This window comes from Actinokineospora spheciospongiae, from assembly GCF_003182415.1.
Taxonomy (GTDB): domain Bacteria; phylum Actinomycetota; class Actinomycetes; order Mycobacteriales; family Pseudonocardiaceae; genus Actinokineospora; species Actinokineospora spheciospongiae.
Window position 1 is genome coordinate 556,376 of the sequence record NZ_QHCP01000001.1, and the last position, 25,511, is coordinate 581,886.

The 25,511-nt window shown below is 72.9% G+C and carries 29 protein-coding genes; 11 read left to right on the forward strand and 18 right to left on the reverse strand.

Annotated features, from left to right (window positions below):
- Window positions 1-82 precede the first annotated feature (82 nt).
- Window positions 83-325, forward strand: a complete 243-nt coding sequence (locus DFQ13_RS02345; protein WP_035279873.1) for a hypothetical protein — start codon at window positions 83-85, stop codon at window positions 323-325.
- Between the two features lie 86 nt (window positions 326-411).
- Here the strand turns inward: DFQ13_RS02345 and DFQ13_RS02350 are convergent, their stop codons facing one another.
- From DFQ13_RS02350 to DFQ13_RS02385, 8 genes are all read right to left on the reverse strand, one after another.
- Window positions 412-1,239, reverse strand: a complete 828-nt coding sequence (locus DFQ13_RS02350; RefSeq protein WP_052020844.1) for a carbohydrate ABC transporter permease — start codon at window positions 1,237-1,239, stop codon at window positions 412-414.
- Window positions 1,236-2,132, reverse strand: coding sequence for a carbohydrate ABC transporter permease (locus tag DFQ13_RS02355; protein WP_035279872.1), 897 nt, complete (start codon window positions 2,130-2,132; stop codon window positions 1,236-1,238). The genes DFQ13_RS02350 and DFQ13_RS02355 overlap by 4 nt, the downstream gene beginning before the upstream one ends.
- Window positions 2,133-2,135: 3 nt before the next feature.
- Window positions 2,136-3,476 (reverse strand): extracellular solute-binding protein, encoded by a 1,341-nt coding sequence (locus DFQ13_RS02360; protein WP_233438224.1) that lies wholly within the window; start codon window positions 3,474-3,476, stop codon window positions 2,136-2,138.
- 110 nt (window positions 3,477-3,586) lie between these two features.
- The gene (locus tag DFQ13_RS02365; protein ID WP_035279946.1) at window positions 3,587-3,778 is read right to left on the reverse strand and encodes a DUF2795 domain-containing protein; all 192 of its coding nucleotides are present in this window, start codon (window positions 3,776-3,778) and stop codon (window positions 3,587-3,589) included.
- Between the two features lie 46 nt (window positions 3,779-3,824).
- On the reverse strand, window positions 3,825-4,718 hold the full coding sequence (locus DFQ13_RS02370; protein ID WP_035279870.1) for a glycosyltransferase family 2 protein: 894 nt from the start codon (window positions 4,716-4,718) through the stop codon (window positions 3,825-3,827).
- Entirely contained in the window at window positions 4,715-5,584 is an 870-nt protein-coding gene (locus tag DFQ13_RS02375) for a glycosyltransferase family 2 protein (protein ID WP_110078623.1), read from the reverse strand. Before DFQ13_RS02375 ends, DFQ13_RS02370 begins: the two co-directional genes overlap by 4 nt.
- 57 nt (window positions 5,585-5,641) lie before the next feature.
- Window positions 5,642-6,016, reverse strand: coding sequence for an STAS domain-containing protein (locus tag DFQ13_RS02380; RefSeq protein WP_035279868.1), 375 nt, complete (start codon window positions 6,014-6,016; stop codon window positions 5,642-5,644).
- A 61-nt stretch (window positions 6,017-6,077) separates the two neighbouring features.
- Complete coding sequence (locus DFQ13_RS02385) at window positions 6,078-7,334, reverse strand: cytochrome P450 (protein WP_052020843.1); 1,257 nt, start codon at window positions 7,332-7,334, stop codon at window positions 6,078-6,080.
- Window positions 7,335-7,578: 244 nt separating this feature from the next.
- Between DFQ13_RS02385 and DFQ13_RS02390 the strand changes: the two genes are divergently transcribed.
- Window positions 7,579-8,085 (forward strand): DUF4383 domain-containing protein, encoded by a 507-nt coding sequence (locus tag DFQ13_RS02390; RefSeq protein ID WP_219994227.1) that lies wholly within the window; start codon window positions 7,579-7,581, stop codon window positions 8,083-8,085.
- 88 nt (window positions 8,086-8,173) lie between these two features.
- Here the strand turns inward: DFQ13_RS02390 and DFQ13_RS02395 are convergent, their stop codons facing one another.
- Window positions 8,174-9,820, reverse strand: coding sequence for a RecQ family ATP-dependent DNA helicase (locus DFQ13_RS02395; RefSeq protein WP_233438225.1), 1,647 nt, complete (start codon window positions 9,818-9,820; stop codon window positions 8,174-8,176).
- A 104-nt stretch (window positions 9,821-9,924) separates the two neighbouring features.
- On the opposite strand from DFQ13_RS02395, the gene DFQ13_RS02400 reads away from it, so the two are divergent.
- Window positions 9,925-10,329 (forward strand): hypothetical protein, encoded by a 405-nt coding sequence (locus DFQ13_RS02400; RefSeq protein ID WP_035279867.1) that lies wholly within the window; start codon window positions 9,925-9,927, stop codon window positions 10,327-10,329.
- Between the two features lie 40 nt (window positions 10,330-10,369).
- Here the strand turns inward: DFQ13_RS02400 and DFQ13_RS02405 are convergent, their stop codons facing one another.
- Complete coding sequence (locus DFQ13_RS02405) at window positions 10,370-11,077, reverse strand: hypothetical protein (RefSeq protein ID WP_052020840.1); 708 nt, start codon at window positions 11,075-11,077, stop codon at window positions 10,370-10,372.
- A 308-nt stretch (window positions 11,078-11,385) separates the two neighbouring features.
- On the opposite strand from DFQ13_RS02405, the gene DFQ13_RS02410 reads away from it, so the two are divergent.
- A complete protein-coding gene (locus tag DFQ13_RS02410; RefSeq protein WP_052020839.1) occupies window positions 11,386-11,760 on the forward strand; it encodes an STAS domain-containing protein in 375 nt (124 codons plus the stop codon).
- 11 nt (window positions 11,761-11,771) lie between these two features.
- Here DFQ13_RS02410 and DFQ13_RS02415 read toward each other — a convergent pair whose 3' ends face one another.
- On the reverse strand, window positions 11,772-12,422 hold the full coding sequence (locus tag DFQ13_RS02415; RefSeq protein WP_181399835.1) for a hypothetical protein: 651 nt from the start codon (window positions 12,420-12,422) through the stop codon (window positions 11,772-11,774).
- Between the two features lie 78 nt (window positions 12,423-12,500).
- Complete coding sequence (locus tag DFQ13_RS02420) at window positions 12,501-13,652, reverse strand: coiled-coil domain-containing protein (RefSeq protein ID WP_052020837.1); 1,152 nt, start codon at window positions 13,650-13,652, stop codon at window positions 12,501-12,503.
- 141 nt (window positions 13,653-13,793) lie between these two features.
- On the opposite strand from DFQ13_RS02420, the gene DFQ13_RS02425 reads away from it, so the two are divergent.
- Entirely contained in the window at window positions 13,794-14,618 is an 825-nt protein-coding gene (locus DFQ13_RS02425) for an MBL fold metallo-hydrolase (RefSeq protein WP_035279866.1), read from the forward strand.
- Between the two features lie 16 nt (window positions 14,619-14,634).
- On the opposite strand, the gene DFQ13_RS02430 is transcribed toward DFQ13_RS02425, so the two are convergent.
- Entirely contained in the window at window positions 14,635-15,900 is a 1,266-nt protein-coding gene (locus tag DFQ13_RS02430) for an Nramp family divalent metal transporter (protein ID WP_035279865.1), read from the reverse strand.
- Between the two features lie 77 nt (window positions 15,901-15,977).
- Window positions 15,978-16,844 (reverse strand): manganese catalase family protein, encoded by an 867-nt coding sequence (locus tag DFQ13_RS02435; RefSeq protein WP_035279864.1) that lies wholly within the window; start codon window positions 16,842-16,844, stop codon window positions 15,978-15,980.
- A gap of 228 nt (window positions 16,845-17,072) precedes the next feature.
- On the opposite strand from DFQ13_RS02435, the gene DFQ13_RS02440 reads away from it, so the two are divergent.
- Complete coding sequence (locus DFQ13_RS02440) at window positions 17,073-17,840, forward strand: AfsR/SARP family transcriptional regulator (RefSeq protein WP_052020836.1); 768 nt, start codon at window positions 17,073-17,075, stop codon at window positions 17,838-17,840.
- A gap of 82 nt (window positions 17,841-17,922) precedes the next feature.
- Here the strand turns inward: DFQ13_RS02440 and DFQ13_RS02445 are convergent, their stop codons facing one another.
- Together DFQ13_RS02445 and DFQ13_RS02450 are read right to left on the reverse strand one after the other, a co-directional pair.
- On the reverse strand, window positions 17,923-19,254 hold the full coding sequence (locus tag DFQ13_RS02445) for a PP2C family protein-serine/threonine phosphatase (protein WP_146241045.1): 1,332 nt from the start codon (window positions 19,252-19,254) through the stop codon (window positions 17,923-17,925).
- A 140-nt stretch (window positions 19,255-19,394) separates the two neighbouring features.
- Entirely contained in the window at window positions 19,395-20,117 is a 723-nt protein-coding gene (locus tag DFQ13_RS02450; RefSeq protein WP_035279862.1) for a GAF and ANTAR domain-containing protein, read from the reverse strand.
- A 238-nt stretch (window positions 20,118-20,355) separates the two neighbouring features.
- On the opposite strand from DFQ13_RS02450, the gene DFQ13_RS02455 reads away from it, so the two are divergent.
- Together DFQ13_RS02455 and DFQ13_RS02460 are read left to right on the forward strand one after the other, a co-directional pair.
- Window positions 20,356-21,105 carry a GAF and ANTAR domain-containing protein gene (locus DFQ13_RS02455; protein ID WP_052020835.1) on the forward strand — a complete coding sequence of 250 codons (750 nt, stop codon included), beginning with the start codon at window positions 20,356-20,358 and terminating at the stop codon, window positions 21,103-21,105.
- Window positions 21,106-21,235: 130 nt separating this feature from the next.
- A complete protein-coding gene (locus DFQ13_RS02460) occupies window positions 21,236-21,688 on the forward strand; it encodes a DUF4383 domain-containing protein (protein WP_035279860.1) in 453 nt (150 codons plus the stop codon).
- Window positions 21,689-21,794: 106 nt separating this feature from the next.
- Here DFQ13_RS02460 and DFQ13_RS02465 read toward each other — a convergent pair whose 3' ends face one another.
- Window positions 21,795-22,169, reverse strand: coding sequence for an STAS domain-containing protein (locus DFQ13_RS02465; RefSeq protein ID WP_035279859.1), 375 nt, complete (start codon window positions 22,167-22,169; stop codon window positions 21,795-21,797).
- Window positions 22,170-22,438: 269 nt separating this feature from the next.
- Complete coding sequence (locus DFQ13_RS02470) at window positions 22,439-23,338, reverse strand: SDR family oxidoreductase (RefSeq protein WP_035279858.1); 900 nt, start codon at window positions 23,336-23,338, stop codon at window positions 22,439-22,441.
- A 265-nt stretch (window positions 23,339-23,603) separates the two neighbouring features.
- Between DFQ13_RS02470 and DFQ13_RS02475 the strand changes: the two genes are divergently transcribed.
- From DFQ13_RS02475 to DFQ13_RS02485, 3 genes are read left to right on the forward strand one after another with little or no spacing between them, the layout of a single operon-like run.
- Window positions 23,604-24,422, forward strand: coding sequence for a hypothetical protein (locus tag DFQ13_RS02475; protein ID WP_052020834.1), 819 nt, complete (start codon window positions 23,604-23,606; stop codon window positions 24,420-24,422).
- On the forward strand, window positions 24,419-24,877 hold the full coding sequence (locus tag DFQ13_RS02480; protein WP_084175359.1) for a phage holin family protein: 459 nt from the start codon (window positions 24,419-24,421) through the stop codon (window positions 24,875-24,877). Before DFQ13_RS02475 ends, DFQ13_RS02480 begins: the two co-directional genes overlap by 4 nt.
- Window positions 24,853-25,491, forward strand: coding sequence for a DUF3618 domain-containing protein (locus tag DFQ13_RS02485; protein WP_035279856.1), 639 nt, complete (start codon window positions 24,853-24,855; stop codon window positions 25,489-25,491). The genes DFQ13_RS02480 and DFQ13_RS02485 overlap by 25 nt, the downstream gene beginning before the upstream one ends.
- Window positions 25,492-25,511 lie beyond the last annotated feature (20 nt).

Genomic DNA, 25,511 nt, shown 5'->3' on the forward strand with positions numbered 1-25,511 from the left:
GGAACACCTCTGCCACAGACACCCGGGGCGCCGCCCCGAAGCGATGGACACACCCCCCGGTTCGACTGAAGGAGAAACGGACATGGCGACAGGTGAGACCGGTTTCGACGACGTGACCTTCGACCTCATCTCGGTGCAGTACCACTCGCTCAAGGCCGGGCACGACTACGGCCAGTACGTCCGCGACGCCAAGAACGCGGGCAAGAACGACATCGCCGAGTTCTTCGAGCAGGTGATGGCGGAGGACTCCGCGCGGGCGAAGAAGTGCCACGACTTCCTCTCGCAGCTCGCCGGTTCCTCCGATTCCGGACCCGCTGTGAGCTGACCAGCGCGCACTGAGAACCACGTCTCCTGTTTCCCGGAAGGAAACAGGAGACGTGGTTTCCGCGCTTCACCCGAATGGGTGGCTATTCACTGCTCCACGTGCTGGGTGACCAAACCCCGGACGAAGTAGCGCTGGGCGCACAGGAACAGCACGATCATCGGCACCGTGGCCACCACGCTGGCCGCCAGCACGATCTCCCACTGCGACTCCCCGCCCTGGCCGAACCGGTCGAGCACCGTCTTCAACCCGCGCGGCAACGTGTAGAACTGCGGTTCGCGCAGGTAGATCAGCGGCTTGATCAGGTCCGTCCACGCCGACCGCAGCTCGAACACGAACACCACCACCATCCCCGGCCGCGCCAGCGGCAGCGCGATGGCGGTGAAGGTGCGCAGCGGCCCGGCGCCGTCGACCCTGGCCGCGTCGAACACCTCCGAGGGCAGGCCGAGGAAGAACTGCCGCAGCAGGAAGATGTAGAACGCCGAACCGAACAGGTTCTGCGCCCACAGCGGGACCTGCGTCGTCGCCAGGCCCACCGCGTGCCACTCCAGGTACACCGGCACCATCGTGACCGCGCCGGGCAGCATCATCGTCGCCAGCACCAGCCCGAACAGCAGGCCCCGGCCGCGGAAGCGGTAGCGGGCGAACCCGTAGGCCACGACCGCGCTCGACAGCGTCGCCGCGACCGCCGCGGCCACCCCGACCGCGACGCTGTTGCCGATCCAGGTCAGCAGCGGCACCGCCCGCCACACCTCGACGAAGTTCTGCGGCGCGAACGGCACCGGCAGCAGCGCGTTGTCGAACACGTGCGCCCGGTCCTTGAGCGAGGCGCTCACCAGCCACGCGAACGGGTAGCCGAAGGCCACCGCCGCCACGACCAGCCCGGCCAGCGCGAACCCGCGCCCCCTGGTCCTCATCGGACCTCACCCTCGTAGTGGACCAGCCGCCTGCTCGCCCGGACCTGGAGTGCGGTGATCAGCGCGATCACCAGGAACAGCGCCCACGCCATCGCCGAGGCGTAGCCCATCCGCAGCGAGCCGAACGCCTGCTGGAACAGGTAGATCACGTAGAACAGCGCCGAGTCGTCGCGGCCAGCCTCGGTCTGGGCGTTGCCGTAGAACATGACGTAGGCCTCGGTGAAGACCTGCAACGAGGCAATCGTGTTCACGATCACGGTGAAGTACACCGTGCCGCTGATCATCGGCAGCGTGACGTGCCGGAACCGCCGCCACGGGCTCGCGCCGTCGAGTTCGGCGGCCTCGTACAGCTCCGGGGGCACCCTGGTCAGCGCGGCCAGGTAGATGACCGCCGTGCTGCCCACGGTCCACAGGCTCATCAGCACCAGGCCCGGCTTGATCCACGCCGGGTCGGTCGTCCAGTTCGGGCCGGTGAAGCCGAACCAGCCCAGCACGTCGTTGATGGCGCCGGTCTGCCCGTTGAGCAGCAGCAGGAACAGCGCCGCGAGCGCCACCGGCGGGGTCATCACCGGCAGGTACAGCAGGGTCCGGAACACCCCGCCCGCGCGCCCGGCCCGGCGCAGCAGGCTCGCCAGGACCAGGGCCAGCACGATCTGCAACGGCACGTGCAGGACCGTGAAGAACAGCGTGTTCCCCAGCGCGGTGGCGACCTTGGGGTCGGTGAACAGCTCGCGGTAGTTGTCGGTGCCGACGAACTCCGCCGGGGTGAGCATGTCGTAGCGGGTGAACGACAACCACAGGCTGACCAGCATCGGGCCCGCGGTGAACGCGGCGAAGCCCAGCAGCCACGGCGACAGGAACAGCCACGGCGCCCGGCGCTCGGTCCGGCTCACGGCCTACCTCCCCAGTACCCGGTCGAGCGCGGCGTCGGCTTCCCGCTGCGCCTGGCCCAGGGCCTCCTCGGGGGTCTGCGCCCCGGTCAGCACCCGGGTGGCCGCCTGCTGCCAGGCCCGGATCAGGTCCGGCCCGGCGGGGCTGGCGGGCAGGGCGAACGAGTCGTCCTGCAACGCGCGCACGATCGGCACGCCCTGGTCCAGGATGCGGTTGCCCTGCGCGGCGTACACGGTCGTGAAGATCTCCTCGTCCGCCACCCGGTTGGCGGTGAACGTGCCGCCGTAGGGCCTGCCCTTGGCGGCCAGCGCGTCGCGGCGCGCCTTGGCGGCGGTGACCCAGGTGTCGGTGGCGGTCATGGTGACCAGGAAGTCGCACGCCCGCTCCGGGTGCCGCGACCCCTTGGGGATGGCCCACGCCTGCCCGCCCAGCTCGGTGACGGGCTCGCCCCGCCGGTCGGTGAACGGGGTGATCGTCACGTCCACGTCGGGGGAGTTGGTGGCCAGGGTGTTGATGTAGAAGGAATCCATCGGCATGACCGCGAGCTGGTCCTTGGCGTAGGCGTTGTCGGCGCCGAAGTCGTTGAAGCCGTCCTTGAACGCCTTGAACGCCGCCCACGTGCCCTGCGACTTCACCAGGTCCGTGGTGTAGCGCAGGGTCTCGACCACCGCGGGGTCGTCGAGCCGCACCCCGCGCCCGTCCGCGGTGATCAGCTCGACACCGTTGGCCTTGGCCCACAGCGGGAGGAAGTCGGGCAGCTTCGGGTCGAAGCCGATCCGCCGGAACCGCCCGTCGGCGTTGTCGGCCAACCGGGTGCTCAGGTCGGCCAGGGCGGACCAGTCGGTGGTCGAGACGGTGGCGGGGTCGACGCCCGCGGCGCGCACGGCGGTGTTGTTGATGATCAGCAGCCGCACGGTGGCGAACTCCGGTGCGCCGTAGACCTTTCCGCCGTAGGTGACCTGGCGCATCGCGGCGGGCCGGAACTGCGCCTGGTCCACCCCGTGCGAGCGCAGGCAGTCGTCGATCGGCTCGACCGCGCCCCTGGCCGCGTAGGCACCCAACTTCGCCCGGTCGGCGTAGACGAGGTCCGGCGGCTCGCCACTGGCGACGGCGGAGAGGAACTGCTGCTCGTCGAAGGCGCCCTCGTTGACCCGCAGGTCTGTGTCGGGGAACCGGTCGCGGAACACCGCGACGCGGGCGGTGGCGTGCTCGTCCGGGAGGCCGAAACCCATGGTGGTCAACGCGTTGGGGGCGTCTTCTGGCGAGGCACCCAACCCGCCGCAGCCCCCGGACACCAGCACCGCCGCCACCACGGCTGAAACCCGCACCCACCGGCCCACAGTCATCCGCCCCCTCCCGTGACCAAGGCAGGGGCTACCCACCCACCGCGGGGTTCAAACCACGGTGGGTGGGTGCGGTGCCAGCGCCTTCCGGTGTGTTGTCGGGAGGCGGCCGGTCAGCTCTTGGACGCCGCCTGGCTCACGGCGTTCGGGCCGTCGTAGGTCCGGTCGGGCATGTTCTCCAGTGCTTGCAGGATCTCCTCGCTCGCGCCGTCGGACCTGGCGTGCTCGACGAGGTCCTGGCGGCTCGCCGGGTAGTCCACGCCGCTGAGGTGCTTCTGCAGTTCGATCGGGTTCGTTGTGCTCATGTCGGCCGGGTAACCGCTGTGCGGCAGCCGAACCATCGATCCGGGTTCAGCCGACGTAGTTGCGCGCGGTGCGCCCCACGCGGGCGGCCTCCAGCAGCCGCAGCCCCGACTCGACCTCGGCGGGCACCACCCGGCGCCCGGCGAGCACCCACGGCAGGCCCAGCAGCGCGCGACCCACCGCGCCCGCCGTCGCCCGGTCCTTCGGCGCCCCGCGCAGGACCCAGGCGGTGTGCCGCACGGCGCTGCGCAGCGGCCTGCGCAACCACGCCGTCCACAGCGTGTTCCGGATGCCGTCGGCGCGCCGGGCCCGCGGGTCGCGCGCCCGCGACGGCGCGTGCCGGATCACCACGTCCTCGGCCCAGCACATCCACCAGCCGCGTGCGGCCAGGTCGAGGGCGAACAACTCCTCCTCGCCGCCGAGCCACAGCCTCGGGCTGAACCCGCCGACGTCGCGGAACGCCGAGACCCGCACCATGCTCAGCCCGGCCATGATGCCCAGCAGCGCCGGACCGGGCAGCCAGTCGGGGCCGGGGACGGGGGAGTGGCGCATCTCCGGGGTGATCGGGTCCTCCCGCAGCCCCGGTTCGACCAGGCAGCGCCCGGTGACCGAGCCCAGCTCCGGGTTCTCGTCGAGCAGGTCCGCGGCCCGGGTCAGCGATCCGGGCTCCCAGCACGTGTCGTCGTCGCAGAACGCCACGTAGGGCGTGCGCACCCGCTCCACCGCCAGGTTGCGGCCGATCGCCCCGAGGTTGCGCGGGCTGGCCAGCAGCTCCACCTCCGGGAAGTCGCGGGCCACCGCCGTCGCGCTGCCGTCACCGGAGCCGTTGTCCACCACGATGATCGGCGCCCGGTCCGACAGCGCGGCCATGTGCGCGAGCGTGCGGCACAGCTCCGCCCGCCGGTTGTGCGTGATCACCACGACGGTCACCCGCCCGCTCACGCCGCGCCCTCCACCAGCTCGACGTGGCGCAGCACCCGGTGCGGCAGCGCGCTGCGACCGCGCGCCGCCGCGGGCAGCCGCCGCACGGCCTCCCCGAGGGCGGTGCGCGCCGCCCGGTCGCCCAGGGCGCGCCGGGCCAGCGCCGCGGTGGCCGCCACACCGTCGCGCACCGGTTTGCGCAGCCACGCCGTCAGCAGGTCGTTGCGCAGCTCCAGCACGCGCCGGGCGTGCGCGCCGCCGCGCCGGGGCGAGGGGTGGTGGTGGGCGACCGCGGTGTCGAGGTAGCAGCACGACCAGCCCGCCGCCGCCAGGTCCCAGGCCAGCAGCCGCTCCTCGCCGAGGAAGAACAGCAGCGGGTGTATCCCGCCGACCCCCAGGTGGGCCTCGCGGCGCACCACGGCCGCGCAGCACAGGAAGCCGAGCACCGACGGCCCCGGCAGGTCCGGGTCGCGCCCCAGCGGGCTGTCGGCCAGCAGGTGGTTGATGGGGTCGGGCCGTTCCTGCTCACCCACCAGCGTCCGCCCCGTGACCAGGCCCAACCGCGGGTGCGCGTCGAAGGCCGCCTCCACCCGCGCCAGCGCCCCGGGCGCCCACCACGAGTCGTCGTCGCTGAAGGCGACGTACGGGGTTCGGGCGGCGCGAACCCCGAGGTTGCGCGCGGAGGCGCCGAGGTTGCGGTGCAGCCGCAACACCCGGACGCGGGGGAACCGGGCGCTGACGCGCTGGGCGGTCCCGTCCGCGGACCCGTTGTCCACCACGACGACCGGTGAGCCGGGGGCCCCGTCGTCGAGGTGCTGGAGGGTTCGCAGCAGACCGTCGCACCGGTTCCGGGTCGCGATGACGATCGTGGTGCGCGAGGTGGTCATGCCCCAGTGCTACCCCTGCATCACGCATTTACCCACCGATGCGGTGAGCCGGTCGTCTCACTGGCCGGGAGGGTCGATCGCCTCGGAGCCGACGACCTCCCACACTCCCTCGACGACCGTGATCGAGCCGATGAGGCCGGTGACCTCCAGGACGCGGTGGGGTGCGCCACCGGGCGGGGCCACCACCGTGAACGGGGCCCCGCCGCCCGCGCAGCGCCCCCAGGCGTTGACCAGCAGACCCAGCCCGGGGGAGCCGAGGAACGTCAACCCGGTCAAGTCGACCACCAGGTGGCGCCCGCCCACCGCCCGGACGGCGTCGTCCAGCGCGGCGCGCGCCACCGGGGCGGTCGCCAGGTCGAGTTCCCCGGCGAAGCGGGCGATGAGGTGCGACGACGTCTCCTCGCTGGAGACATCGATCCCGGCTCCGGGCATGTCACTCCCCTCCGCGCGTCGTCGCGAACCCGGTCGGCATTGTGCGCCGGACCGGTCGCGATCAGCCACTCGGGGTCAGCGCGGTGTCCAGCGCCCACTCCTCGTGCTCGGTGCGCGCGAGGGTGAAGCGGCTCCGGGGGAGGGTGGGGATGCGGTTGAGCGGGATGTCGAGGTCCTGCTCGGGGACCGCGTGGTCGAGCCGGGCCAGGCGTGGTGCCAGGGCGGCGAGGATGGTGATGACGATGTCCTCGCCGGGGCAGCGGTGCCCGGTGCGCGGGTCGCCGCCGCCCTGGGGGATCAGCTCGAAGGCACCGATCTCGCGGTCGAGGAAGCGCTCGGGGGAGAAGGTGTACGGGTCGGGGAACAGCGCCGGGTCGTGGTTGTGGCCGTAGACGTCGAGCAGGACCATCGCGCCCTTCGGGATCTCCTGGCCGTGGAAGGTCAGGTCCCGGGCGGCCAGGCCGCCGAGGAAGGGGGCGAACGGGTAGAAGCGGCGGACCTCGTGGGCGAAGGCCACCGCGTACTCCCGGTCGCCGCGCGCCAGCCGGGCCCGGGTTCCGGGCCAGCGGTGCAGGGCGTGGCCGGTGAAGGTCAGGAACCAGGAGATGGCCACGGTGGGGCGGACGATGTTGAGCACCTCCACCGCGGCGACCCGGGGTTCGAGCAGGTCCCCGCGCTCGTCGACGTGGGAGGCGACCGCCCGGACCGCGCTGTCCGGGGCCACCTCCACCGAGCCGTCGCGGATGCCGGTGATGATGTCGGCGAGGCGCTTCTCCTGGCGACCACGAGCGGCGCGGGCCTTGAAGTGCCGGGGCGCGGGGGTGGCGAAGCCGTCCACCATCGTGACCAGGTCCGCCGCGACCGGGGCGACCTCTTCGGGCGGCAGCGGCAGCCCGACCCAGGCGAACACCGCCTCGGTCAGCACCCGGCTCGCCTCCTCGAACAGCGTCACCGGCCGGTCGACGACCCAGTTCGCCACGGTCGCGTCCCAGGCCGCGGTGGTCCGCTCGACCAGGTCGGTGATGCCCTCCCGGTTCATCAGCAGACCGGTGAACAGGGACTTGCGGCGCCGGTGGTCGGCGGCGTCGAGGGTGTGCACGGCACCGTGGCCGAACAGGGTGCTCTTGACCGGCTCGGGCAGCGCGCCGTGGCGGTGCACGTTGCGCTCGTCGTAGAACAGCCGCGCGGCGTCCACACCGTGGATGCAGACCGCGCGCTGACCCATCAGCCGTGTCCGCACGACGGGGGCGTTCTCGGCGCGCAACCGGTCCGGGAGCCAGGCGTAACCCTTCGTCAGCACAGCGAGCGATTCGTCCATGGGCGCGTCTACCCGTCCCGGGCGCGCCGAAACCGCCGGAGGCCGATTTGGATGATCGTCATCTGTGGTTCCGGTCACCCGTTCGTGGCAGGTGGGTGGTGCCCTGTCGTGCGGAGCACCGCTCCTGGTGGGTTCGGACGGCGCCCACGGGGTAGACCGGTCCGGACCGGAAAGGACGCGAGCGCGCCGAGGGGCGTCGCCCACCGAACCGGAAGACCGATGGCCACGACGAGCGGGGCGGATGATGGACGAACGACAGGGCGACGGTCGGCACGAGCGCGCGGCGGCACCGCGTTCGCCCGCGCGGTGGTTGTGCGCGGCGCTGGGCGCGGTCCTGCTCGTGCTGGGCGTGGTGGGACTGGTCCAGAGCGGACTCGACGGCTTCGCCAGCACACCCGCGTCCACGGCCGAGGGAACCGTGGGCGGCCTGGGCGGTTCGACGCTGCTCAACCTGGTGCACATCGGGCTGGGGCTGCTGGCGCTGCTCGCCGCGCTGCGCAAGGCCGCCCGCATCGCGGGCCTGTTCGGCTGCCTGGTCTTCACCGCGCTGCTGGCCTACGACATCGTCGCGCTCATCGACAACGCCCCCGGCGAACCGGCCGGGGTGCACACGCCCATCCTCGTCGTGCACGGCGTTGGCCTGCTCGCCTCCATCGCGATCGCCTGGCTGGAGGGCCGCGCCGACGGCGACTACGCCGGTGACCGCGCGGACCGGGGCACCAACAAGGACATCCCGCGCCACGCCGACTGACCACCCCGCAGCGCTGTGGATCGACCGAGTGCACCGACCGGGGGTCGACATCCCGTTCCACAGGGATGTCGACCCCCGGTCGGTGCCGTCAGCCCACAGGGGTGAGCAGGTCGTTCTCCTGCACCGCCGCCAGGGACAGCGTCCGGTAGCCCTGCTCCTCGAACAGCACGGTCACCCGGTCGTCCGCCACGGACATCACCGTGCCCGCGCCCCACTCGGCGTGCCGCACCTCCTGCTGCACGGCGAAGCCCGCCGCCTCCCTGGTCAGGGTGCTCGCCGTACCCGCCGCGCAGGTGTCGCACGCCCCGCACGGGTGGTCGAGCACCTCGCCGAAGTAGCCCAGCAGGTGCTGCCTGCGGCAGCCCGTGGTCTCCGCGTAGGCGCGCATCATGTGCAGGCGCGAGCCGACCATCCGCCGGTGCCCCTCGGCCGCCTCGGTCGCCAGCTCGATCGCCCGCCCGGGACCGACTTCCGGATCGCGGTAGTCCAGGTCCCCCGACGGTGACACGTCCAGCACACCGGCCTGGTCGAGGTGGTTGAGCGCCCGGGTGCGGCGTGCGGGCGCGGCGGACACCTCCTCGGTGAACTCGGCGCGGGTCAGGTGCCCGCCGTGGGACCGCACCGCGGACACCACCTCCGCGATGGTGTCCTCCGGCACGCGCGACCCGGTGAGGAAGCGCTGCAACGCCATGTCCTCGGCCCGGTAGAACAACTCCACCGTGGCCGGGTCGCCGTCGCGGCCCGCGCGGCCGATCTGCTGGTAGTAGGAGTCCAGCGACTCCGGGGCGGCGGCGTGCACGACGAAGCGCACGTCCGGCTTGTCGATGCCCATGCCGAACGCGGAGGTCGCCACCACCACGTCGAGGTCCCCGGCGAGGAAGTCGCGGTGCACCTGCTCGCGGTCGGCCTTGCGCATCCCCGCGTGGTAGGCCGCGACGCGGACCCCGGCCGCGGCGAGGTCGTCCCGGTGACCCTCGCAGTCGCGCCTGCTCGCGGTGTAGAGCAGGCCGGGTCTGCTCGCCGCGTCGGCGGCCAGCTCGCGCACCCGGTGCACCACCGCGGTGCGGCGCTCGGTGTCGTCGGTGTGCGTGTGCACGGTCAGGTGCAGGTTGGGCCGGTCGAAGCCCGCCACGACGAGCCGGGGGCGGCGCATGTGCAGCCGATCGACGATGTCGTCGCGCACCGGTGGCGCCGCGGTGGCCGTCAGCGCCACGGTCGTGGGGTGCCCCAACCGCTCGACCGCCTGGTGCAGCCGCAGGTAGTCGGGGCGGAAGTCGTGGCCCCAGGCGGAGACGCAGTGCGCCTCGTCGACGACGAACAGGGCCACCTCGGACCCGGCCAGTTCGTCGAGCACGTCCTCCTTGGACAGTTGCTCCGGTGCCAGGAACAGGTACCGCACCGTGCCGTCGCGCACCGCCCGCCACGCCTCGCGGTTCTCCTTGGCGGAGCGAGCCGAGTTCACCGCCACCGCCGCCGAGCCCGCGTCGAGCCCCTCGATCTGGTCCTGTTGCAGGGCGATCAGCGGCGACACCACCACGGTCACCCCCGGCAGCAGCAGCGCGGGAACCTGGTAGACCGCCGACTTCCCGGCCCCCGTGGGCAGGACCACCAGCACGTCCTCACCGCCCATCACCGCCGCCATCGCGGTGAGCTGCTCCCCGGTCAGGCTGGTCCAGCCGAACTCGGCCTCGGCGGTGCGCCGCAGGAGGTCGAGGTGTTCCCGTTGCCCTGTCACGGCCGCCGGGTACCACCGGCCCCCGCACTGACACACCGGATCCCTTCCCCATACAGCCGGGAAAATCGAGGTGTCAACCGACCCGACCGGGGAACCCGCCGCCCATGTCCCAGAAAGACATCCTGCTGTACGCGATGCGGGTGCCGCTGATGGTGTCGGTGCTGCGTTCGACCCGGGCGCGGGTGCGGGCGGTGCTCGGCGGGTTCGCGGTGCAGCAGGAGCTGAGCGACGCCGTGGTCTGGGTGCTCGACACCGCGCTGAGCAGCGCGATCGGGTGGCGCCGCCGGGAGAACCGGCTGGTGACCCTGGAGGCCGAGGTCGCGCTGCACGTCGACGACGACTCCGTGGTGCTGACAGCGGTCGACCACTTCTCCTGGACCGAGGAGACCCTGCGGGGCCGCGGCCCGGACGCCCGGGAGTGGATGGTCGTCAGCGGATTCGCCGATCGGGTGACGCTCACCGAGGACAGCCCCGCCACCTTCACCGCCGTCTTCCGCCGCACCCCCTGAACCGCGGCCGCCTGAACCGCTGCTGTGGCCGGTCTCAGCCTCAGCGGCGGGTGCCGGGTTCGGCGGCGTGGCGCCCCTCCTGGCTGCCCACGTAGGCGGGCTTGCGGAGGGCGGTGAGCCACCGCGGCGACGTGCCCAACCCGGCCGCGTTGCCCAGGGGGTCGAAGCTGATCTCCTCGTCGGCCCGCGCGGTGACGTCGAGCCGCCCGACCCGCACACCGCCCAACCGGAGGTCCCAGCCGAAGGGGAGCGCGGGAACGACCGCGTCGAGCCGCGCTCCGGACGGCAGTCCGCGCGGCACGGCGCGCAGCACACCCCGGCCGCCGTCACCCACCAGCGCCACGATGCTGCTGTAGTGGGCCCGGTCCCAGCCGAGCCCGGGGAACGGCAGCCCGCGCAGCGGGCCCGGCCCGCAGCTCGACAGCAGCAGGTCCCACGGCAGGCCGTCCACGGTCGTCCGGATCCCGAGGCCGAGGATGTCCGGCGCTCCGCCGGGGAGGCCGACGCCCTTGGACACGCGGACCAGCGCCGGGGTCGGTTCCACCGGCAGGGGAAACCAGGGCGGGCAGCCGTCGACCGCGCTGATCCGACCAGTCAGCACCCGGCCCGAGGGGTGGAACGCGGGCGCCGACCGCGCCCGACCCAGGGCCGCGAACCCGCCGCGCACCCAGGACGACCACCCCCGGCGTCCCGCGCTCTCCGGCTCGGGGGGCCGCGATGGCTCGGTGCGTTCCTCCGGGGTGATCACGGGGCCTGGTCTACCCCGCCGCCGCGCTCGCAAACTCCGCGGCCGGACGAGGCCGCGGCACCGGGCTCCGGTGCCTGAGACCAGCGCTCCCAGCCACGTTCGACAGCGTGGACCGGGGTACACCCTTCGGTCGTCAGCGGTCGCCCGAATGGGTGAAGGAGTGCGTGAGGCCACACCGCCCTTTGCCATGTCCGGTGCGGGGGGTTAGCGTGCGTGGGAAGGCGGTAGACACGGTATGTGGATTGTGCGTCGCGTGTTGAGCCCACAGCTCGTGGCCTGCGAAGCGTGCCCTGACGAAAACGGGTGCCATGAACAGCGAGAACACCACACCACGGCTCTTCGACATCCGCGTCGACCACGTGGGCGACGTTCCCGTCGCGGTCCTCAGCGGTGACCTCGACGTGGCAACCGTGCCGCTGCTGGACCGAGCCGCGGCACCCCTGTTCACCCCCACCACCCCGGGCTTGGTGATCGACCTGGCCGGAGTCGCCTTCTGCGGGTCGGCGGGCCTCGCGTGGTTCATGGAGGCGAGGGACAGGGCCATGAAGCTGGACTTCCCCCTGGTGTTGACGGGGTGCAGGCCGATGATGCTCCGCCTGCTGGAGCTCACCGGCCTGCTGCCGCTGTTCGACCGCCGCCCCGACAGCGCGGACGCCGTCGCGGGCCTGCTCGCGGCCCGGTGACCTGACGGCGCTCAGGCGCTCCCGGGCCGCTGCTCCACGTGCTCGCGGTACTCGTCGACCTGCTCCGGCGTCGGGTCGACCCCGACCGCGTCGGCGAAGTCCTCCGGGTCGTCGTAGGAGTCGATGTCGGGCTCGCGTTCGGCGGCGGGGGTCAGGACGGGGGCGGCACCGAGCGCCGTCTCGACGGCGGCCACGACGTCCGGGTGCCCCAGCGGCAGCGGCGCGTTGACCCGGTCCTGCGCGCCGCCGGTGCTGGCCGCGACCAGGCGCACGTCGGTGCCCGCCGAGATCAGGTCCTCGCGGCGCCGGGTGGTGCGCCGCAGCCACGCCTCGTTCGCCGCCAACGCCGGACTCCCCGGCGCTGCGTCGTCCGCACCCGGGTCGACCAGCAGCACCACCGCGGGCGGACGACCGCTCCGCTCGGCGACCGTCAGCGCGACCTCCGCCTCCGGGCCGCCCGCCACCACCGCGTACGGGCCGGTCACGTCCGCCAGCACGGCGTCCCAGCGGTGCAGCGGGTCGGTCTCCCCGCCGATCCACACCACGTTCCGCTGCTCGGCGAACTCCCGCCAGGTCCCGGGCAGGTCGCTGTGCGGCTTGGTGTCCGCCGGGTCGAGCACCACAACCGTCGTCACCGTCGCCGCCACGTCTCCAGCAGTCATCGCGATTCGTCCTTTCACCGGTCTCGGTACTCCGGTTGCCCGGTGCGCTGTCGATCAAACGCACGTGCCCGGGTCGGGTCAGCTCGCCACCGCGGCGGGAACCCCGGCCAACGCCGGGGTCCGGGACGGCTTCCCGGCCTGCCGAGGCGGGTCGAACCGGCCCTGAGGTGGTTCGAGGCGGTTCCCGGCCGGGCCATGCCGCTCTGCGGGTGGGTCGAGCCGTTCTGCGGCTGGGTGGGGCCGTTCCCCGGATGGGCGGTGCTGGTCCCTGGTCGGATGAGGCTGATCTCCGGTTGGGCGGGGCCGGGGATCGGTGGGGCCGAGTCGGTCCCCGGCTGGGTGCGGCTGGGCCCCGGTGGGGCTGAGCTGGTCCCTTGCCGGGGCGGACTGGCCCCCGGTCGGGCCGGGCCGGGGCTCGGGTGGGTCGGCCAGCAGTGGTTCGGCCGCGGTGAGCAGCGCCTGGGCCTCACGCAGTGAGCGGGCGACCCGATCGCGGTGGGAGCGCATCAGCGCGGCTTCCGCGCGTGCCTCGTCGAGCAGCTGCCCGGCCTCGGTCCGGGCGGCGGCCACGATCCGCGCCGCCTCGGCCCGGGCCCCGGTGAGCCGCTCGGCGATCTCCCGGTCCGCCTCCCGCCTGCGGGCCGCCAGCGCGGTCTCGAAGTCCGCGTCGGCCCGCGCCCGCAGGCGGGCCGCCCGCTCGTCGAGGCCGCGCCGCGCCGCCTCCGCCCGGCGGGTCGTCTCCTCGACGTCGGCGTGCGCCCGCCGCATCAGCTCGCGGTGCTCGGCCTCCATCTCCGCCCGCCGCCGGTCGAGGTCGGCGATCACCTGCTCGTGCCGCTCGCGCAACCGCAAGGTGGCCTCCCGCGCGGTGGACCACTGCTGCTCGGCGGCGGCGCGGGCGCGCGAGGTGATCTCCTCCGCTTCGGCGTGCGCCAGCTCGGCCAGGCGGCGCAGCCGTTCGGAGAGCCCGTCGGCGTCGACGGGGGAGCGGCAGACCCGTTCGAGGCGTTCGGTGAGTTCGCTGACCTCGGCCCTGGTCCGCTCCAGCACCTCCGCCAGGTGCTGGGCCTGCGCCACGGCCGCGTCGCGGTCCTCGGAGACCAGGCGCAGATCGGCTTCCGCGGCCTCGACGTAGGACTGGACCTGGTGGCGGTCGAACCCGCGCAGGACGACGTCGAAGCCGGTGCGCAGCGGCACGATGCCGGGGGACTCCACGGTGTCAACGGTCATGGTCGGATGATACCAACTGTCATCCACCTGACGACATTGACACTGTCATCAAACGGATGACACCACACTTCAAATGGAGTGCCGCCGGGAGGCAGGGGAACCGGCGCGGTTGACCGGTGCAATCCGGGAAATCCCCCGGCAATGACAACACCCCCACCGCGGTCCGACTGCTCGCTCACGTTCGTCGGCAATGCCACGACCGTGCTCCGCCTCGGCCCGTTCACCCTCCTCACCGACCCCAACTTCCTGCGCCGCGGCCAGTGGACCCACATCGGCCAGGGCCTGGTGTCGCGCAGGCGGTTCGACCCCGCCTTCGGCATCGACGACCTGCCCCCGATCGACGCCGCGGTCCTGTCGCACCTGCACGGCGACCACTTCGACCGGGTCGCCCGCGCCGGGCTCGCCCGCGACCTGCCGATCCTGACCACCGAGCACGCCGCCCGCAAGCTGGGCCGCTGGGGTTTCCGCGAACCGGTCCCGCTGCGCACCTGGGGCGACCTGTCGCTGACCAAGGCGGGCGCCACCCTGCGCGTCACCGCCCTGCCCGCCCGGCACGCCCTGGGCCCGCTGGCCGGGCTCCTGCCCCCGGTCATGGGTTCGATGGTGGAGTACCAGGCCGAGCCCGCCGCCGAACCGGTGCGCGTCTACCTCAGCGGCGACACCCTGTACCACCGGGAACTGCGCGAGATCCGCGACCGCTACCCCAGCATCGACGTGGCGGTCGTGCACCTGGGCGGGACCCGCTTCCTGGGACTGCTGCTGACCATGGACGGCAGGCAGGGCGTCGACCTCGTCCAGATGTTGCGCCCCCGGCAGGTCGTCCCGGTGCACTTCAACGACTACACGATCATGAAGTCCCCGCTGTCGGAGTTCACCGACGAGTTCGACCGCAGGCAGCCACCGGGGCACCTGCGCCGGGTGGAGCGCGGCCAGACCGTCGCCCTGACCGTCCCCGTCGGCGGCTGAGCCCACCGGGGCCCGCTCAGGCGAACAGGGTGCGGTGGAGCAGGAAGAGGTTCAGGCCCGAGATCAACAGGGCCGCCGTCACCCCCGCCGCGGTGGTCCAGCGGCGGTTCACCAGGTCGCCCATGACGTCGCGGCGCCTGCTCAGGGCGACGAGCGGGAAGAGGGCGAACGGGATGCCGAAGGAGAGGACCACCTGGCTGAGCACCAGCGCGCGCATCGGGTCGACCCCGGCGGCCAGCACGGCCAGCGCGGGGGCCATGGTGACCACCCGGCGCAGCAGCAGCGGGACCCGCCTGCGCAGGAAGCCCGCCATCACCACCTCGCCGGAGTAGGTGCCGACGCTGGAGGCGGCCAGGCCGGAGGCCAGCAGGGCCACCGCGAAGGCCACCCCGGCCGCCGGGCCCAGGGTGGTGCCGAGGCTGCCGTGCATGTCCTCCAGCGTGTCCGACGGCAGGGCGCTGCCGTGCAGCGCGTCCGCGGCGATGAGCAGCATGCTGACGTTGACCAGGCCCGCGATCCCCAGCGCGGCCCCGAGGTCCACGACGGTGGCGCGCAGGGTGCGCCTGCGCTGCGCCGGGTCGGGGTCGGACCGGTGTTGGGTCAGCGCCGAGTGCAGGTAGATCGCGTGCGGCATCACTGTGGCGCCGAGCATCCCGGTGGCGAGCAGCACGCTGTCCACCCCCGCGAACCCGGGCACCAGGCCCGCCCCGGCGTCGGTGAGCGGCCCCAGTTGCAGCGTCTGGTAGACGAAACCGGCCAGAACTATGCTCAGCAGGGTCACGATGATTTTCTCGAACCGCCTGCGCCGCAGCGGGGCCAAGCCCAGGATCGCCAGCGACACCACGGCGGTGAGGACCGCGGCGGGCAGCAGCGGGATGCCGAAGAGCAGGTTCAGGGCGACCGCGGCGCCGACGAACTCGGCCAGGTCGGTGGCCATCGTGACCAGCTCAGCCTGCACCCACAGCCCGCGCACCACCGGCCGGGGGTAGTGCTCGCGGCACAGCTCGGGCAGGTTGCGCCCGGTGGCCACCCCGAGCTTCGCCGAGAGGTACTGCACGAACACGGCGGTCGCGCTGGCGGACACGATGACCCACAGCAGCAGGTGCCCGTACTGCGCCCCACCGGCCATGTTGGTGGCGAAGTTGCCCGGGTCCACGTAGGCCACGGCCACCACGAACGCCGGGCCCATCAGCGCCCCCACCGACCGCAGCCGGGCGCGGACGGGCTCCCGGGCGCGGGCACCGAGGGGGAGGGACGGGTGGTTGAGGACGGAATCGACCATCGGTTTCTCCTGGTGGCGCGGACCGGGCGCGGTCGCGCGGCCGCACCACCGGGGGTGGCGCGGCCGCGCGGGTGACCTCACGGGGTGAGCTTGCGGATGGCCTTCTCGATCAGGCCCAGGTTCGCCGGGCTGGTCGCGTACAGCAGCGGGTCGGGCTTGGGCGCGGACGCCTTGTCGCCCAGCGGGGGAGCCTCCTGGAGGTAGGAGAACTCGTGCACCCCGTCCGGCGCGGGCCCGCTCGCCCACCGGCCCTCGGCGCCGTGGGTGCCGTCGGACAGGTGCCAGATGGTGCCCGCGTGCTCCTGGTTCTCCTCGTCGAACAGGGCGCTCGGGGTGATCGGCCCCTCCAGGCCGTCCTCCTGCAACTCCTCGATCGCGGCGAGCCACATGTTCTGGTGGGCGGTGTCGCGGGCGAGGTTGAACCGCAGCATCTCCTTGACGCCCGGGTCGTCGGTCATGTTGTAGAGCCGGGCGGTCTGGAGCCTGCCCTGGGCCTCGGCGGCCACGTTCGCCCGGAAGTCGGCCATCAGGTTGCCGCTGGCGACGATGAAGCGGCCGTTCCACGGCACCCCGTTGCTGTCGGACAGCGTCGGCCCGCCGCCGCTGACGATCGCCTGCTGCGGGTCCATGCCGCCGACGATCGCGGCCAGCACCGGGTCGTCGCCCACCATGGCCGCCGTGGTCTCGGAGGGGGCGCCCTCCAGCAGCCGGGCCACCATCGTGGCCAGCATCTCCACGTGGCCGATCTCCTCGGTGGCCACGTCCATGATCAGGTCCTTGTACTTGCCCTCCATCCGGCAGTTCCAGCCCTGGAACAGGTACTGCATCGTCACGGTCATCTCGCCGTAGGCGCCGCCGATCAGCTCCTGGAGCTTGCGGGCGAAGACGGGGTCCGGCGCCTGCGGCTTCGCCTCGAACTGAAGTCGGGAGGTGTGGGTGAACATGCGCACTCCTGCTCTGCTCTGCTCGGCGGCCGGGGCCGCCGACGGGAAGTGGTCGGCTCCGACGCTAGGAACGCCCTGTCGCCGCACCGCCGCGACGACAACACCGGTGCGTCACCGCGCCGTTCTCCCCGCTGCTCCGGGCACCGGAAAAATAAGTGCGCCACACGTTGGATGACCGGATTTGTGGGCACCCGGGGCGAGACGGGCTCGACGTGAGGTGAGGTAGCGATGGCCACGCAATCCCCGGAAAGCCACGCGGACTGTCCCCGGCTGCGCCTGCTGGGAGGTTTCGGGCTGACGGTCGGGGAGACCGCGGTGCCGGTCGTGCCGGGAGCCCAGCGGCTGCTGGCCTACCTGGTGCTGCACGCCGAACCGGTGAGCCGCGCTGCCGCCGCGCGGAGCCTGTGGCCCGGTGCCACCCCGACGCGGGCCTCGGCCTGCCTGCGCTCGACGCTGTGGCGGCTGATGAAGTGGCAGCTCCCGCTGGTCACCACTGCCGGGGACACCCTCGCCGCGCACCGCGCGGTGTCGGTCGACGTGTGGACGGTTCGCGCGCTGGCCCATGAACCGTGCGACCACGGGATCCCCGGGCCGGAGGTGCCTTCCGGGCTGCTCGGTGGGGAGTTGCTGCCGGGGTGGGACGAGCCGTGGGTGGCGCAGGAGCGGGAGTGGTTCCGGCAGGTGCGGCTGCGGACGTTGGAGATGCTCAGTGAGCGGTATCGCCGTGCTGGGGATCTCTACCTGGCGCACAAGACCGCTGTGGCCGCTGTGCGGGTCGATCCGCTGCGGGAGAGCGCGCACCGGGCTTTGGTGGAGTTGCACCTGGCTGACGGGAACCCAGCGGAGGCGGTGCGGCAGTTCCACCACTACCGGGCGCTCGTCCGACGCGAACTCGGGCTGGACCCGTCCCCGGCCATCAGCGGCTTGGTCCACCACCTCGTCGCGGAGCGCCCCCGCCCGGTTTCCGTGGCGGGCAACGCCCGATCACTCAACTAGGCCGTGTGCTGACGGTCGCCGGGGTGGCCGAATAGGTCGGCGGCCGCGAGGACAGGTCCTGGAGACCGTCCTGGCTCCCGGGCTACCCCGTTCGTCGGGTGGGTGTCCCGGTGCGGTGGGCCAGGACCACCGCGGCGTCGTCTTCGGGCACACCGCCCTGGTGGGCCAGGGCGGCGTGGACGATGCGGCGCGCGGTTTCCGGGGCCGGGTCCCGGGTCAGTACGCCGTCGCGCAGGCATTGCGACATCCGGGTTCGGCCGAACTGGCTTCCGGTGGCGTCGCGGCCGTCGGTCACCCCGTCGGTGTGGAGCAGCAGGCAGTCGCCGGGGTTGAGCAGGCCCGTGGCGGGTGTCGGGGCGGGGCCCAGGCCGAACGCGGGGCCTTGGCCGCGCGGGAGGTCGTCCGCCGCGCCGTCGGAGCGCATGATCAGTGGGTCGCTGTGACCGGCGTTGAGGTAGCGCAGTGCGCCTGAGCCCAGGTCCACCTCGGCCAGCACACCGGAGACCGCTGCCCCGGTCGGGAAGGTGGCGGTGAGTGCGCCGGTGATGGCGTGGGCCTGCCCGGGCAGGTCCAGCCCGGCCCGGCGGGCGCCGCGGTAGGCGGCCACCGCGGTGGCGACGAGCAGCCCGCCGCGGCCGTCACCGACCCCCGCGTCGAAGATCGCCAGCGACGCCGTGGCGTTCGAGACGCTGTGGTCGAAGGCGTCGCACGCCAGGTCGCCGCAGGTCTCCACCATGCCGGTGAGCACCAGTTCGTCGGTGCCCGCCGTCAGCGGGGGCAACAGCTCCCGGACGAGCAGTGAACCAGGGGCCGTGGGCTGCCGAGCCCGCCGCACGCCGTCGCCGTACCGCTCGGCCGCCGCGACGACGTGCCCGATGAGGACGGACAGCCAGCGGCACTGGGTGCGCAGCTCCGGGTCCTCAAGGTCGGCCCCGTCCCGGGCGGTCACCTTGAGCACGCCCAACCGGTCGGCGCCGTCGAGCAGTGGCATCCACAGGGGGGAGTGGACGGCGTTGCGCGCGTACGTGGACCGCACCTGCCGGAACGCCGTGCCCGCGGCCCCGGTGTCCAGCGGCAGCGGCACCCGGCGCCGCTCCAGAGCACCCACGAAGGGGTGCAGCGCGTGCTGCTCGCGGTCGACCAGGTAGATGGTCAACCCCAGGCCCAGGGCTTCCGCGGCGGACGCCGCGACCGCGGGGATGGCTTCCGGTGGCGTGCGGTGCGCGCCCTCCAGGAGCCGCACCAGCGCGGTCAACGGGTCCGCGACCGGGGTGTCCGGCACGGGGTCGAGGCTGTAGGGCGCGCTCTGCGGGACGTCGATCTCGTTGAGCCGCTCGTTGATGGCGTGGGCCAGCATGTCCCGCTGCGGAACGGGCATCGGCATCAGCCCGTGCAGGTAGGCCTCCACCTCCATCAGCCCCATCGTGCCGCCGATGGAGAAGTACCGCAGCCACAGCTATTCCAGCGGCAGGCTGGTCTGCTCGAACGCGGCGGACACGTGCCGCCACTGCTCGTCGGGACCGTGCTCCGGGAACGCGTTCATCGGATCCACCCCTAAGCCCGCTCGGCCTCGACCAGTGACCGGGCCAGGTCCCCCAGCGGGCGCTGCTGGTGTCGCGCGGAACGGGCCAGCGCGGTGAACGCCGCGTCCTCGCCCACCCCGTCCTCGGCCATGACCATCCCCTTGGCGATGTTCACCACGTCCCGCGTGCGCATGGTGTCGACCAGGTCGGTGCTCAGCCGCTGCGCCTGCTCGACCGTGCGCACGTTGGCCAGCAGGATCGCGGCCTGGGCGGCGAACCGCTCCATCAGGTGCTCGTCGTGCGGGCCGAAGGTGTTCGGGCGGTCCGCGTACACCTTCATCGCCCCCAGCGCCTCGCCCCCGGCCACCAGCGGCGCGCTGAGCACCGCCGCGACGCCGAGCGGTCGGGCCGCCTCGGTCCACCGGGGCCACCTGGCCGCCACGGCGGGGTCGTCGAGGTCGTCAACCCGGATGGTCGTGCGCCGCGCCCACGCCGTGAGGCAGGGGCCCTCACCGCTCTCGTACTGCAACCCGTCGGCCGCCTCCACCATCGGATCGGTGGCCGCGGCGCTGGTCCGGCTCCCGTCGGGGTCGATCAGCGTCGTGCCCGAGCCGGTGCTGCCCGCGACGGTGTCCCTGGCCAGCGACGTGATCAAGTCGAGCACCGAGCCGACCGTCTCCCTGGACAGCAGCAGCCCCGACATCCGCAGGGACACGGCCGCCAGTTCGTCGGCGAGCGGCAGCTTCGCGTCCATACCTTCCCTCTTTCACCACCCACTGGAGCCCCGGGCTCCCCGGACACCGCACCGGTGGTCGCGCACAGCAATCCCCGACACGCACGGGTCTACCCGCCCGGGCGGGAGTTGAACCCCTGTTGATTCGACGTCGTCGTGATGACTGCGACCCACCGTCAGGGGGTAAGTGGTGTTGAGAGGACGTGTGGGGACCCGGGCAGGCCGGTGCGCCGAACGCGTCTCGGCGCTGGGAGTTGTGATGGGGCACCCTGATCCTCCGGTCGACCCCTCGCGGGCGTGGCCCGCGGTGCTCGACGAGGTCACCGGGGCACTGGCGGCGCTGACCGAGTGCCTGGACACCGAGGAGGACCTGAACGACCTGCTGGGGCGGGTGTGCGACCAGGTGACCAGGGCGGTTCCCGGGGTCGACGCCGCCACCGTCACTCTGCTGCGTGACGGCGCACCGCACACCGCGGCCTCGACCAGCGAGGTCGCCACCCGGCTCGACCTGCGCCAGTACGACCTGGGCGCCGGGCCGTGCCTGACGGCGGCCGAGGAGGGGATGCTGATCCGGGCGACCCTGGGGGACGCCACCCGGTCGTGGCCGGAGTTCGCCGACGAGGCGCGCCGGGCGGGCATGGGCAGCTTCCTCTCCGCGCCCCTGGTCCTCGGCGACGGCCACGCGGGGGGGATCAACTGCTACAGCGCCCACGGCCACGGTTTCGCCGAACTCGACGAGCGGCTGCTCGACCTCTACACAACAGCCGTCGAGGCCGCGCTGCGCGGGCACCAGCGGTACCTGTCCGCCCAGCGGGCCGTCGACCAGCTCCGCACCGCGCTGGACTCCCGGTCGGTCATCGACCAGGCCAAGGGGATGCTGATGGCCATCCGGAGTGTCAGCGCGGAGGAGGCGTTCCGGCTCCTGGTCGCGCGGTCCCAGCAGGAGAACGTGAAGCTGCGCCACGTCGCCGAGCGGTTCGTCGCGGACGTCGCACGCCGCACGGAGTGACGGCTGCGCGCCGCACGCGGAGGCGATCGGCGCACTGTTCACCCGTTCGCCGGTACAGCCGATCCCGGGGGGGTGAATCAAGCGGCGTCTGCCGGGTATTCGCACCACACACCCGTCACGAGGAGACGACATGTCCGCTTCGCGCACCGCCCGGACCACCCGCCACCCCGGTCAGCTCGCGGCCACCGTGGTCGGCGCTATATTCCTGCTCGTGGGCATCCTCGGGTTCATCCCCGGGGTGACCACCGACTTCGACCAGCTCACCTTCGCCGGGCACGGCTCGTCGGCGAAGCTGCTCGGGATCTTCGAGGTCTCCGTGCTGCACAACCTGGTCCACCTCGCCTTCGGCGTCGCGGGCCTGGTGCTGGCGCGCACCTTGTCCGGGGCGCGCGCCTTCCTCCTCGGTGGCGGCGCGATCTACCTGCTGCTGTGGCTCTACGGGCTGTTCATCGACCACGACAGCGCCGCGAACTTCGTCCCGGTGAACAGCGCCGACAACTGGCTGCACCTGGTACTCGGCATCGGCATGCTGGCACTGGGCCTGCTGGTGGCTTCGCCGAGGCGGGCCTCGGCCACCGGCTGAGCCGGTCCCGGCGGACGCACCCGCGCCCCCACCCGTCCGCTGGGTGGGGGTCGCTGCGTGTCAGGTCGCTGCTGTGGTCGGGTCGCCATCCGGACCCGACCACAGCTCATCCCGGCGAGTGGGTGCGGTGCGGTGAACCGGCCGCCACCTGGTCCGATGCCCACGAGTCCACTTCCCGGACCGCGTCGGACAGGGAGGGGAACACCGGGATCCACGTGTCCGCGCCGCTGATCCGCAGCACGCGGAGGGCGAGCCCGTCACCGGCCACCAGCGCCAGCGCGTGACCGCGCCGCTGCCGCTCCCCGGCCTCCCGCACGACCAGGCCGAGGCAGGACGCCGAGAGCAGCCCGACCGAGGTCAGGTCCAGGATGGCGGTCGGTTCCAGCAGGGCGGCGAGGACGTCCCGGACCGACTGCTCGGCGGTCAGGTCGAGGTCGCCCCGGAGCAGGGCCACGCCGATGTCCGGGCGGTACGCGATCACCCGTGCCCCAGCGGTGTCGTCACGGGGGGACGGCGTCCCGGGCGTGGTCACCGCTCTGATGCCTGCCACACCGACCGTCTCGGGCGTGCGCGCGCGGGGGGATGCCGCTGTTTCTTCGTGCTCAACTGGTACCACGCAGGGGTATATACCCCCAATTGGTGGGTGCTACTCCGATTGATGGGTGAAGCGATCCATCCGAAATCACCGGTGGTGACTGGGCGCTGTCCTGTCCCTCCGGCGGGGGATCGCCGGAGGGACAGGACACAGGCTCAGGTGATCGGCTGGCCGCCGGTCACCGCGAGCACCTCACCGGTGACGTAGCTCGACTCCTGCGAGGCGAAGAACACGAACGGCGGCGCCAGCTCGGCGGGCTGGGCCGCGCGGCCCAGGGGCGTCTGACCGCCGAAGGAGGACACCTTCTCCGCGGGCATGGTGGCCGGGATCAGCGGCGTCCAGACCGGCCCTGGCGCGACGCTGTTGACCCTGATCCCCTTGCCCGCGAGGTCTTGGGCCAGACCCTTGGTGAAGTTGACGATCGCGCCCTTGGTCGTGGCGTAGTCCAGCAGCTCCGGCGACGGTTGGAACGCCTGGATCGAAGACGTGTTGATGATGCTCGACCCCGGGCGCAGGTGCGGCACGGCGGCCTTGCACAGCCAGAACATGGCGTACAGGTTGGTCTTGAGGACCCGGTCGAACTGCTCGGTGGTGATGTCGAGCAGGCCGCCCTCCTGGGCCATCTGGTAGGCGGCGTTGTTCACCAGCACGTCGACCCCGCCCAGCCCGCGCACCGCCTCCGCCACGATCCGCCCGCACTGCTCCTCCTCGCGGACGTCCCCGGGGACCAGCACCGCCGTGCGGCCCGCGGCCCGGACGACCTCCGCGGTCGCCTCGGCGTCCCGCTGCTCCTCGGGCAGGTAGGACAGCAGGACGTCGGCGCCCTCCCTGGCGAAGGCGATCGCCACGGCCCGGCCGATGCCGGAGTCCCCGCCGGTGATGATCGCGCGGCGACCGGTGAGCCTGCCGCTGCCGCGGTAGGACTCCTCGCCGTGGTCCGGCTTCGGCGACATGCCCGCCCCGCTGCCGGGGTGTTCCTGCTCCTGCCCCCGCTGTTCCTCCGGTCGGGGGTACTGGGTGCGCGGGTCCTGCTGTGCGTACTGGTCCTGTGCCATGTTCCCTGTGCTCCTCCTCGGTTCTGGCACCGGGATAACCAGGCGGCGTCCGGACCAACCATCGACCAGCGGGGCTCACCCGGATCGAATCGTTCGGGGGAGAAATGCATGAAAGTCCCGACACCGGGAATCACCCCAGCACTTCGCACACCGCATCCCATCCACGAGGGCGCGGCCCCGACCGGGGGGCGAGCCGGACGGCTCCCCGCATCGGCGCGTTTCGACCGCAGTGTGGGCTGCACCCGTGAAATCGAGGAGGAAGCCAGTGGACCAGTACCCAGCGCAGTCCGGTTACGGACAGGACGGTCGGTCGACCGACGGCGCGGGCGGCGTGTCCGAACGGGCCGCCGACGCGGCGTCCACGGTCAAGGAGTCCGGCGCGCAGGTCGCGGGGACCGCCAAGGACCGGCTCGGTGACGTCGTGTCCGAGACCAAGGATCAGGCGGGCAACCTGATCGGCGAGGCGCAGCAGCGCCTCACCGAGGAGGCCCGCAAGCAGACCGGCCGGGCGGGCGAGGTCCTGCGGACCTGGGTCGACGACCTGTCCGCCATGGCCGAGCGGTCCGATTCGGACTCCCCGGCCAAGTCCCTGGTGATGCAGGTTTCCCAGCAGGGCAAGCAGTTGGCCGACCGGCTGGAGCACGGCAGCCCGGACGAGCTGCTCAACGAGGTCCGGTCCTTCGCCCGCCGCAGGCCCGTGGCGTTCCTGTTCGGCACGGCCCTCGCCGGGTTCGCCGTCGGCAGGCTCGCCAAGGGGCTCAGCGCGACCAGCGACAGCGGCTCGGACCGGGTCACGCCGACCACCCCCGCCGCGCAGCCCACCGGCGCCCGCCACGCCGCCGTGCCGGAGTACGGCGCGCAGCCCTACGAGCAGGGCGCCTACGTGCCGCCGCAGCCCGGCGCCCCGTCGCCGTACGACGTGAACACCCCGCCCATGGGCGTTCCCGGCAGCCCGCAGTACGCCACGCCCACCACCGGCTACGGCACCCCCGACCCCGGCTACTCCACGCCGGGCACCGGGTACTCCACCCCGGGCACCGGTTACTCCATGCCGCCCGCCGGGACCGAGGGGAGGCGGCAGTGACCGACCCGTACGCGCGGACCGACCCGTACGCGCGGACCGGTGCCCACGCGGTGGGCGCCGAACCGACCGGGTCGAATGCCGAGCCGAGCCTCGGTGAACTGATCAGCGAGATCACCTCGGACATGACCCGACTGCTGCGCCAGGAGATCGAGCTGGCCAAGGTGGAGATCAAGGCCGAGGCGAGCAAGGCGGGCCGGGCGGCCGGGATGCTCGGTGGCGCGGGCTTCGCCGGGTACATGGTGGCGCTGCTGCTGAGCTTCGCCCTCGCCTATGGACTGTCGAACGTGATGGACCTCGGCTGGGCCACCCTGCTGGTGGCCGTGCTGTGGGGGATCGCGGGGGCGCTGCTGTTCTTGCGCGGCCGCTCCGCCATGCGCGAGGTCAACCCCAAACCCGAGCAGACGATCGAAACCCTCAAGGAGGACGCGGCATGGGTACGACACCCGACCAGCTGAGGCAGGGCATCGAGCAGACCAGGGCGGAGCTGACCCACGACGTCGACCGCCTGGTGGACCGCACGAGCCCCGGCCGCATCGTGAACCGCCGGGTGGACCGCGCCCGCGGCGGCCTGCGCCGGATGAAGGACAAGGTGATGGGCGTGGCGGACGAGTACACCCCCGGGGACGGCCCCGGCGGCACCGTGGATGTCGTGCGCGACCAGTCCCGCCAGGTCGCCGAGTCGACCCAGCACGCCGCCCAGCAGACCGCCGAGGCGGTCAAGGCCGCCCCGGACGCGATCAAGCGCCAGACCCAGGGCAGCCCGCTCGCCGCGGGCCTGATCGCCTTCGGCGCGGGCTTGATCGCCGCGTCGCTGGCCCCCGCCACCAAGGTGGAGAAGCGCGCGGCCGTCCAGGTCCGCGAGCAGACCCAGGACATGGTGGAGCCGCTGCGCCAAGCCGCCACCGAGGTCGCCAAGGACGTCGGCGGCGACCTGCGCGACTCCGCGCAGCAGGCGGTGGAGCAGGTCAAGGGCACCGCGACCGAGGCGGCGCAGGACGTGCGCGAAACGGCCCAGTCCAGCGCGGCGGACGCCAAGTCCGGTGTGCGGCAGGCCGCGAGCGGCGGCTGACCCCCGGCGCTCACCGCGCC

Coding starts and splice junctions, on each gene's coding strand:
- DFQ13_RS02345 (WP_035279873.1), top strand. CDS start 83: ATGGCGACAGGTGAGACCGGTTTCGACGACGTGACCTTCGACCTCATC.
- DFQ13_RS02350 (WP_052020844.1), bottom strand. CDS start 1,239: ATGAGGACCAGGGGGCGCGGGTTCGCGCTGGCCGGGCTGGTCGTGGCG.
- DFQ13_RS02360 (WP_233438224.1), bottom strand. CDS start 3,476: ATGACTGTGGGCCGGTGGGTGCGGGTTTCAGCCGTGGTGGCGGCGGTG.
- DFQ13_RS02365 (WP_035279946.1), bottom strand. CDS start 3,778: ATGAGCACAACGAACCCGATCGAACTGCAGAAGCACCTCAGCGGCGTG.
- DFQ13_RS02375 (WP_110078623.1), bottom strand. CDS start 5,584: ATGACCACCTCGCGCACCACGATCGTCATCGCGACCCGGAACCGGTGC.
- DFQ13_RS02380 (WP_035279868.1), bottom strand. CDS start 6,016: ATGCCCGGAGCCGGGATCGATGTCTCCAGCGAGGAGACGTCGTCGCAC.
- DFQ13_RS02385 (WP_052020843.1), bottom strand. CDS start 7,334: ATGGACGAATCGCTCGCTGTGCTGACGAAGGGTTACGCCTGGCTCCCG.
- DFQ13_RS02390 (WP_219994227.1), top strand. CDS start 7,579: ATGGACGAACGACAGGGCGACGGTCGGCACGAGCGCGCGGCGGCACCG.
- DFQ13_RS02400 (WP_035279867.1), top strand. CDS start 9,925: ATGTCCCAGAAAGACATCCTGCTGTACGCGATGCGGGTGCCGCTGATG.
- DFQ13_RS02410 (WP_052020839.1), top strand. CDS start 11,386: ATGAACAGCGAGAACACCACACCACGGCTCTTCGACATCCGCGTCGAC.
- DFQ13_RS02415 (WP_181399835.1), bottom strand. CDS start 12,422: ATGACTGCTGGAGACGTGGCGGCGACGGTGACGACGGTTGTGGTGCTC.
- DFQ13_RS02420 (WP_052020837.1), bottom strand. CDS start 13,652: ATGACCGTTGACACCGTGGAGTCCCCCGGCATCGTGCCGCTGCGCACC.
- DFQ13_RS02425 (WP_035279866.1), top strand. CDS start 13,794: ATGACAACACCCCCACCGCGGTCCGACTGCTCGCTCACGTTCGTCGGC.
- DFQ13_RS02430 (WP_035279865.1), bottom strand. CDS start 15,900: ATGGTCGATTCCGTCCTCAACCACCCGTCCCTCCCCCTCGGTGCCCGC.
- DFQ13_RS02435 (WP_035279864.1), bottom strand. CDS start 16,844: ATGTTCACCCACACCTCCCGACTTCAGTTCGAGGCGAAGCCGCAGGCG.
- DFQ13_RS02440 (WP_052020836.1), top strand. CDS start 17,073: ATGGCCACGCAATCCCCGGAAAGCCACGCGGACTGTCCCCGGCTGCGC.
- DFQ13_RS02445 (WP_146241045.1), bottom strand. CDS start 19,254: ATGGAGGTGGAGGCCTACCTGCACGGGCTGATGCCGATGCCCGTTCCG.
- DFQ13_RS02450 (WP_035279862.1), bottom strand. CDS start 20,117: ATGGACGCGAAGCTGCCGCTCGCCGACGAACTGGCGGCCGTGTCCCTG.
- DFQ13_RS02455 (WP_052020835.1), top strand. CDS start 20,356: ATGGGGCACCCTGATCCTCCGGTCGACCCCTCGCGGGCGTGGCCCGCG.
- DFQ13_RS02460 (WP_035279860.1), top strand. CDS start 21,236: ATGTCCGCTTCGCGCACCGCCCGGACCACCCGCCACCCCGGTCAGCTC.
- DFQ13_RS02470 (WP_035279858.1), bottom strand. CDS start 23,338: ATGGCACAGGACCAGTACGCACAGCAGGACCCGCGCACCCAGTACCCC.
- DFQ13_RS02485 (WP_035279856.1), top strand. CDS start 24,853: ATGGGTACGACACCCGACCAGCTGAGGCAGGGCATCGAGCAGACCAGG.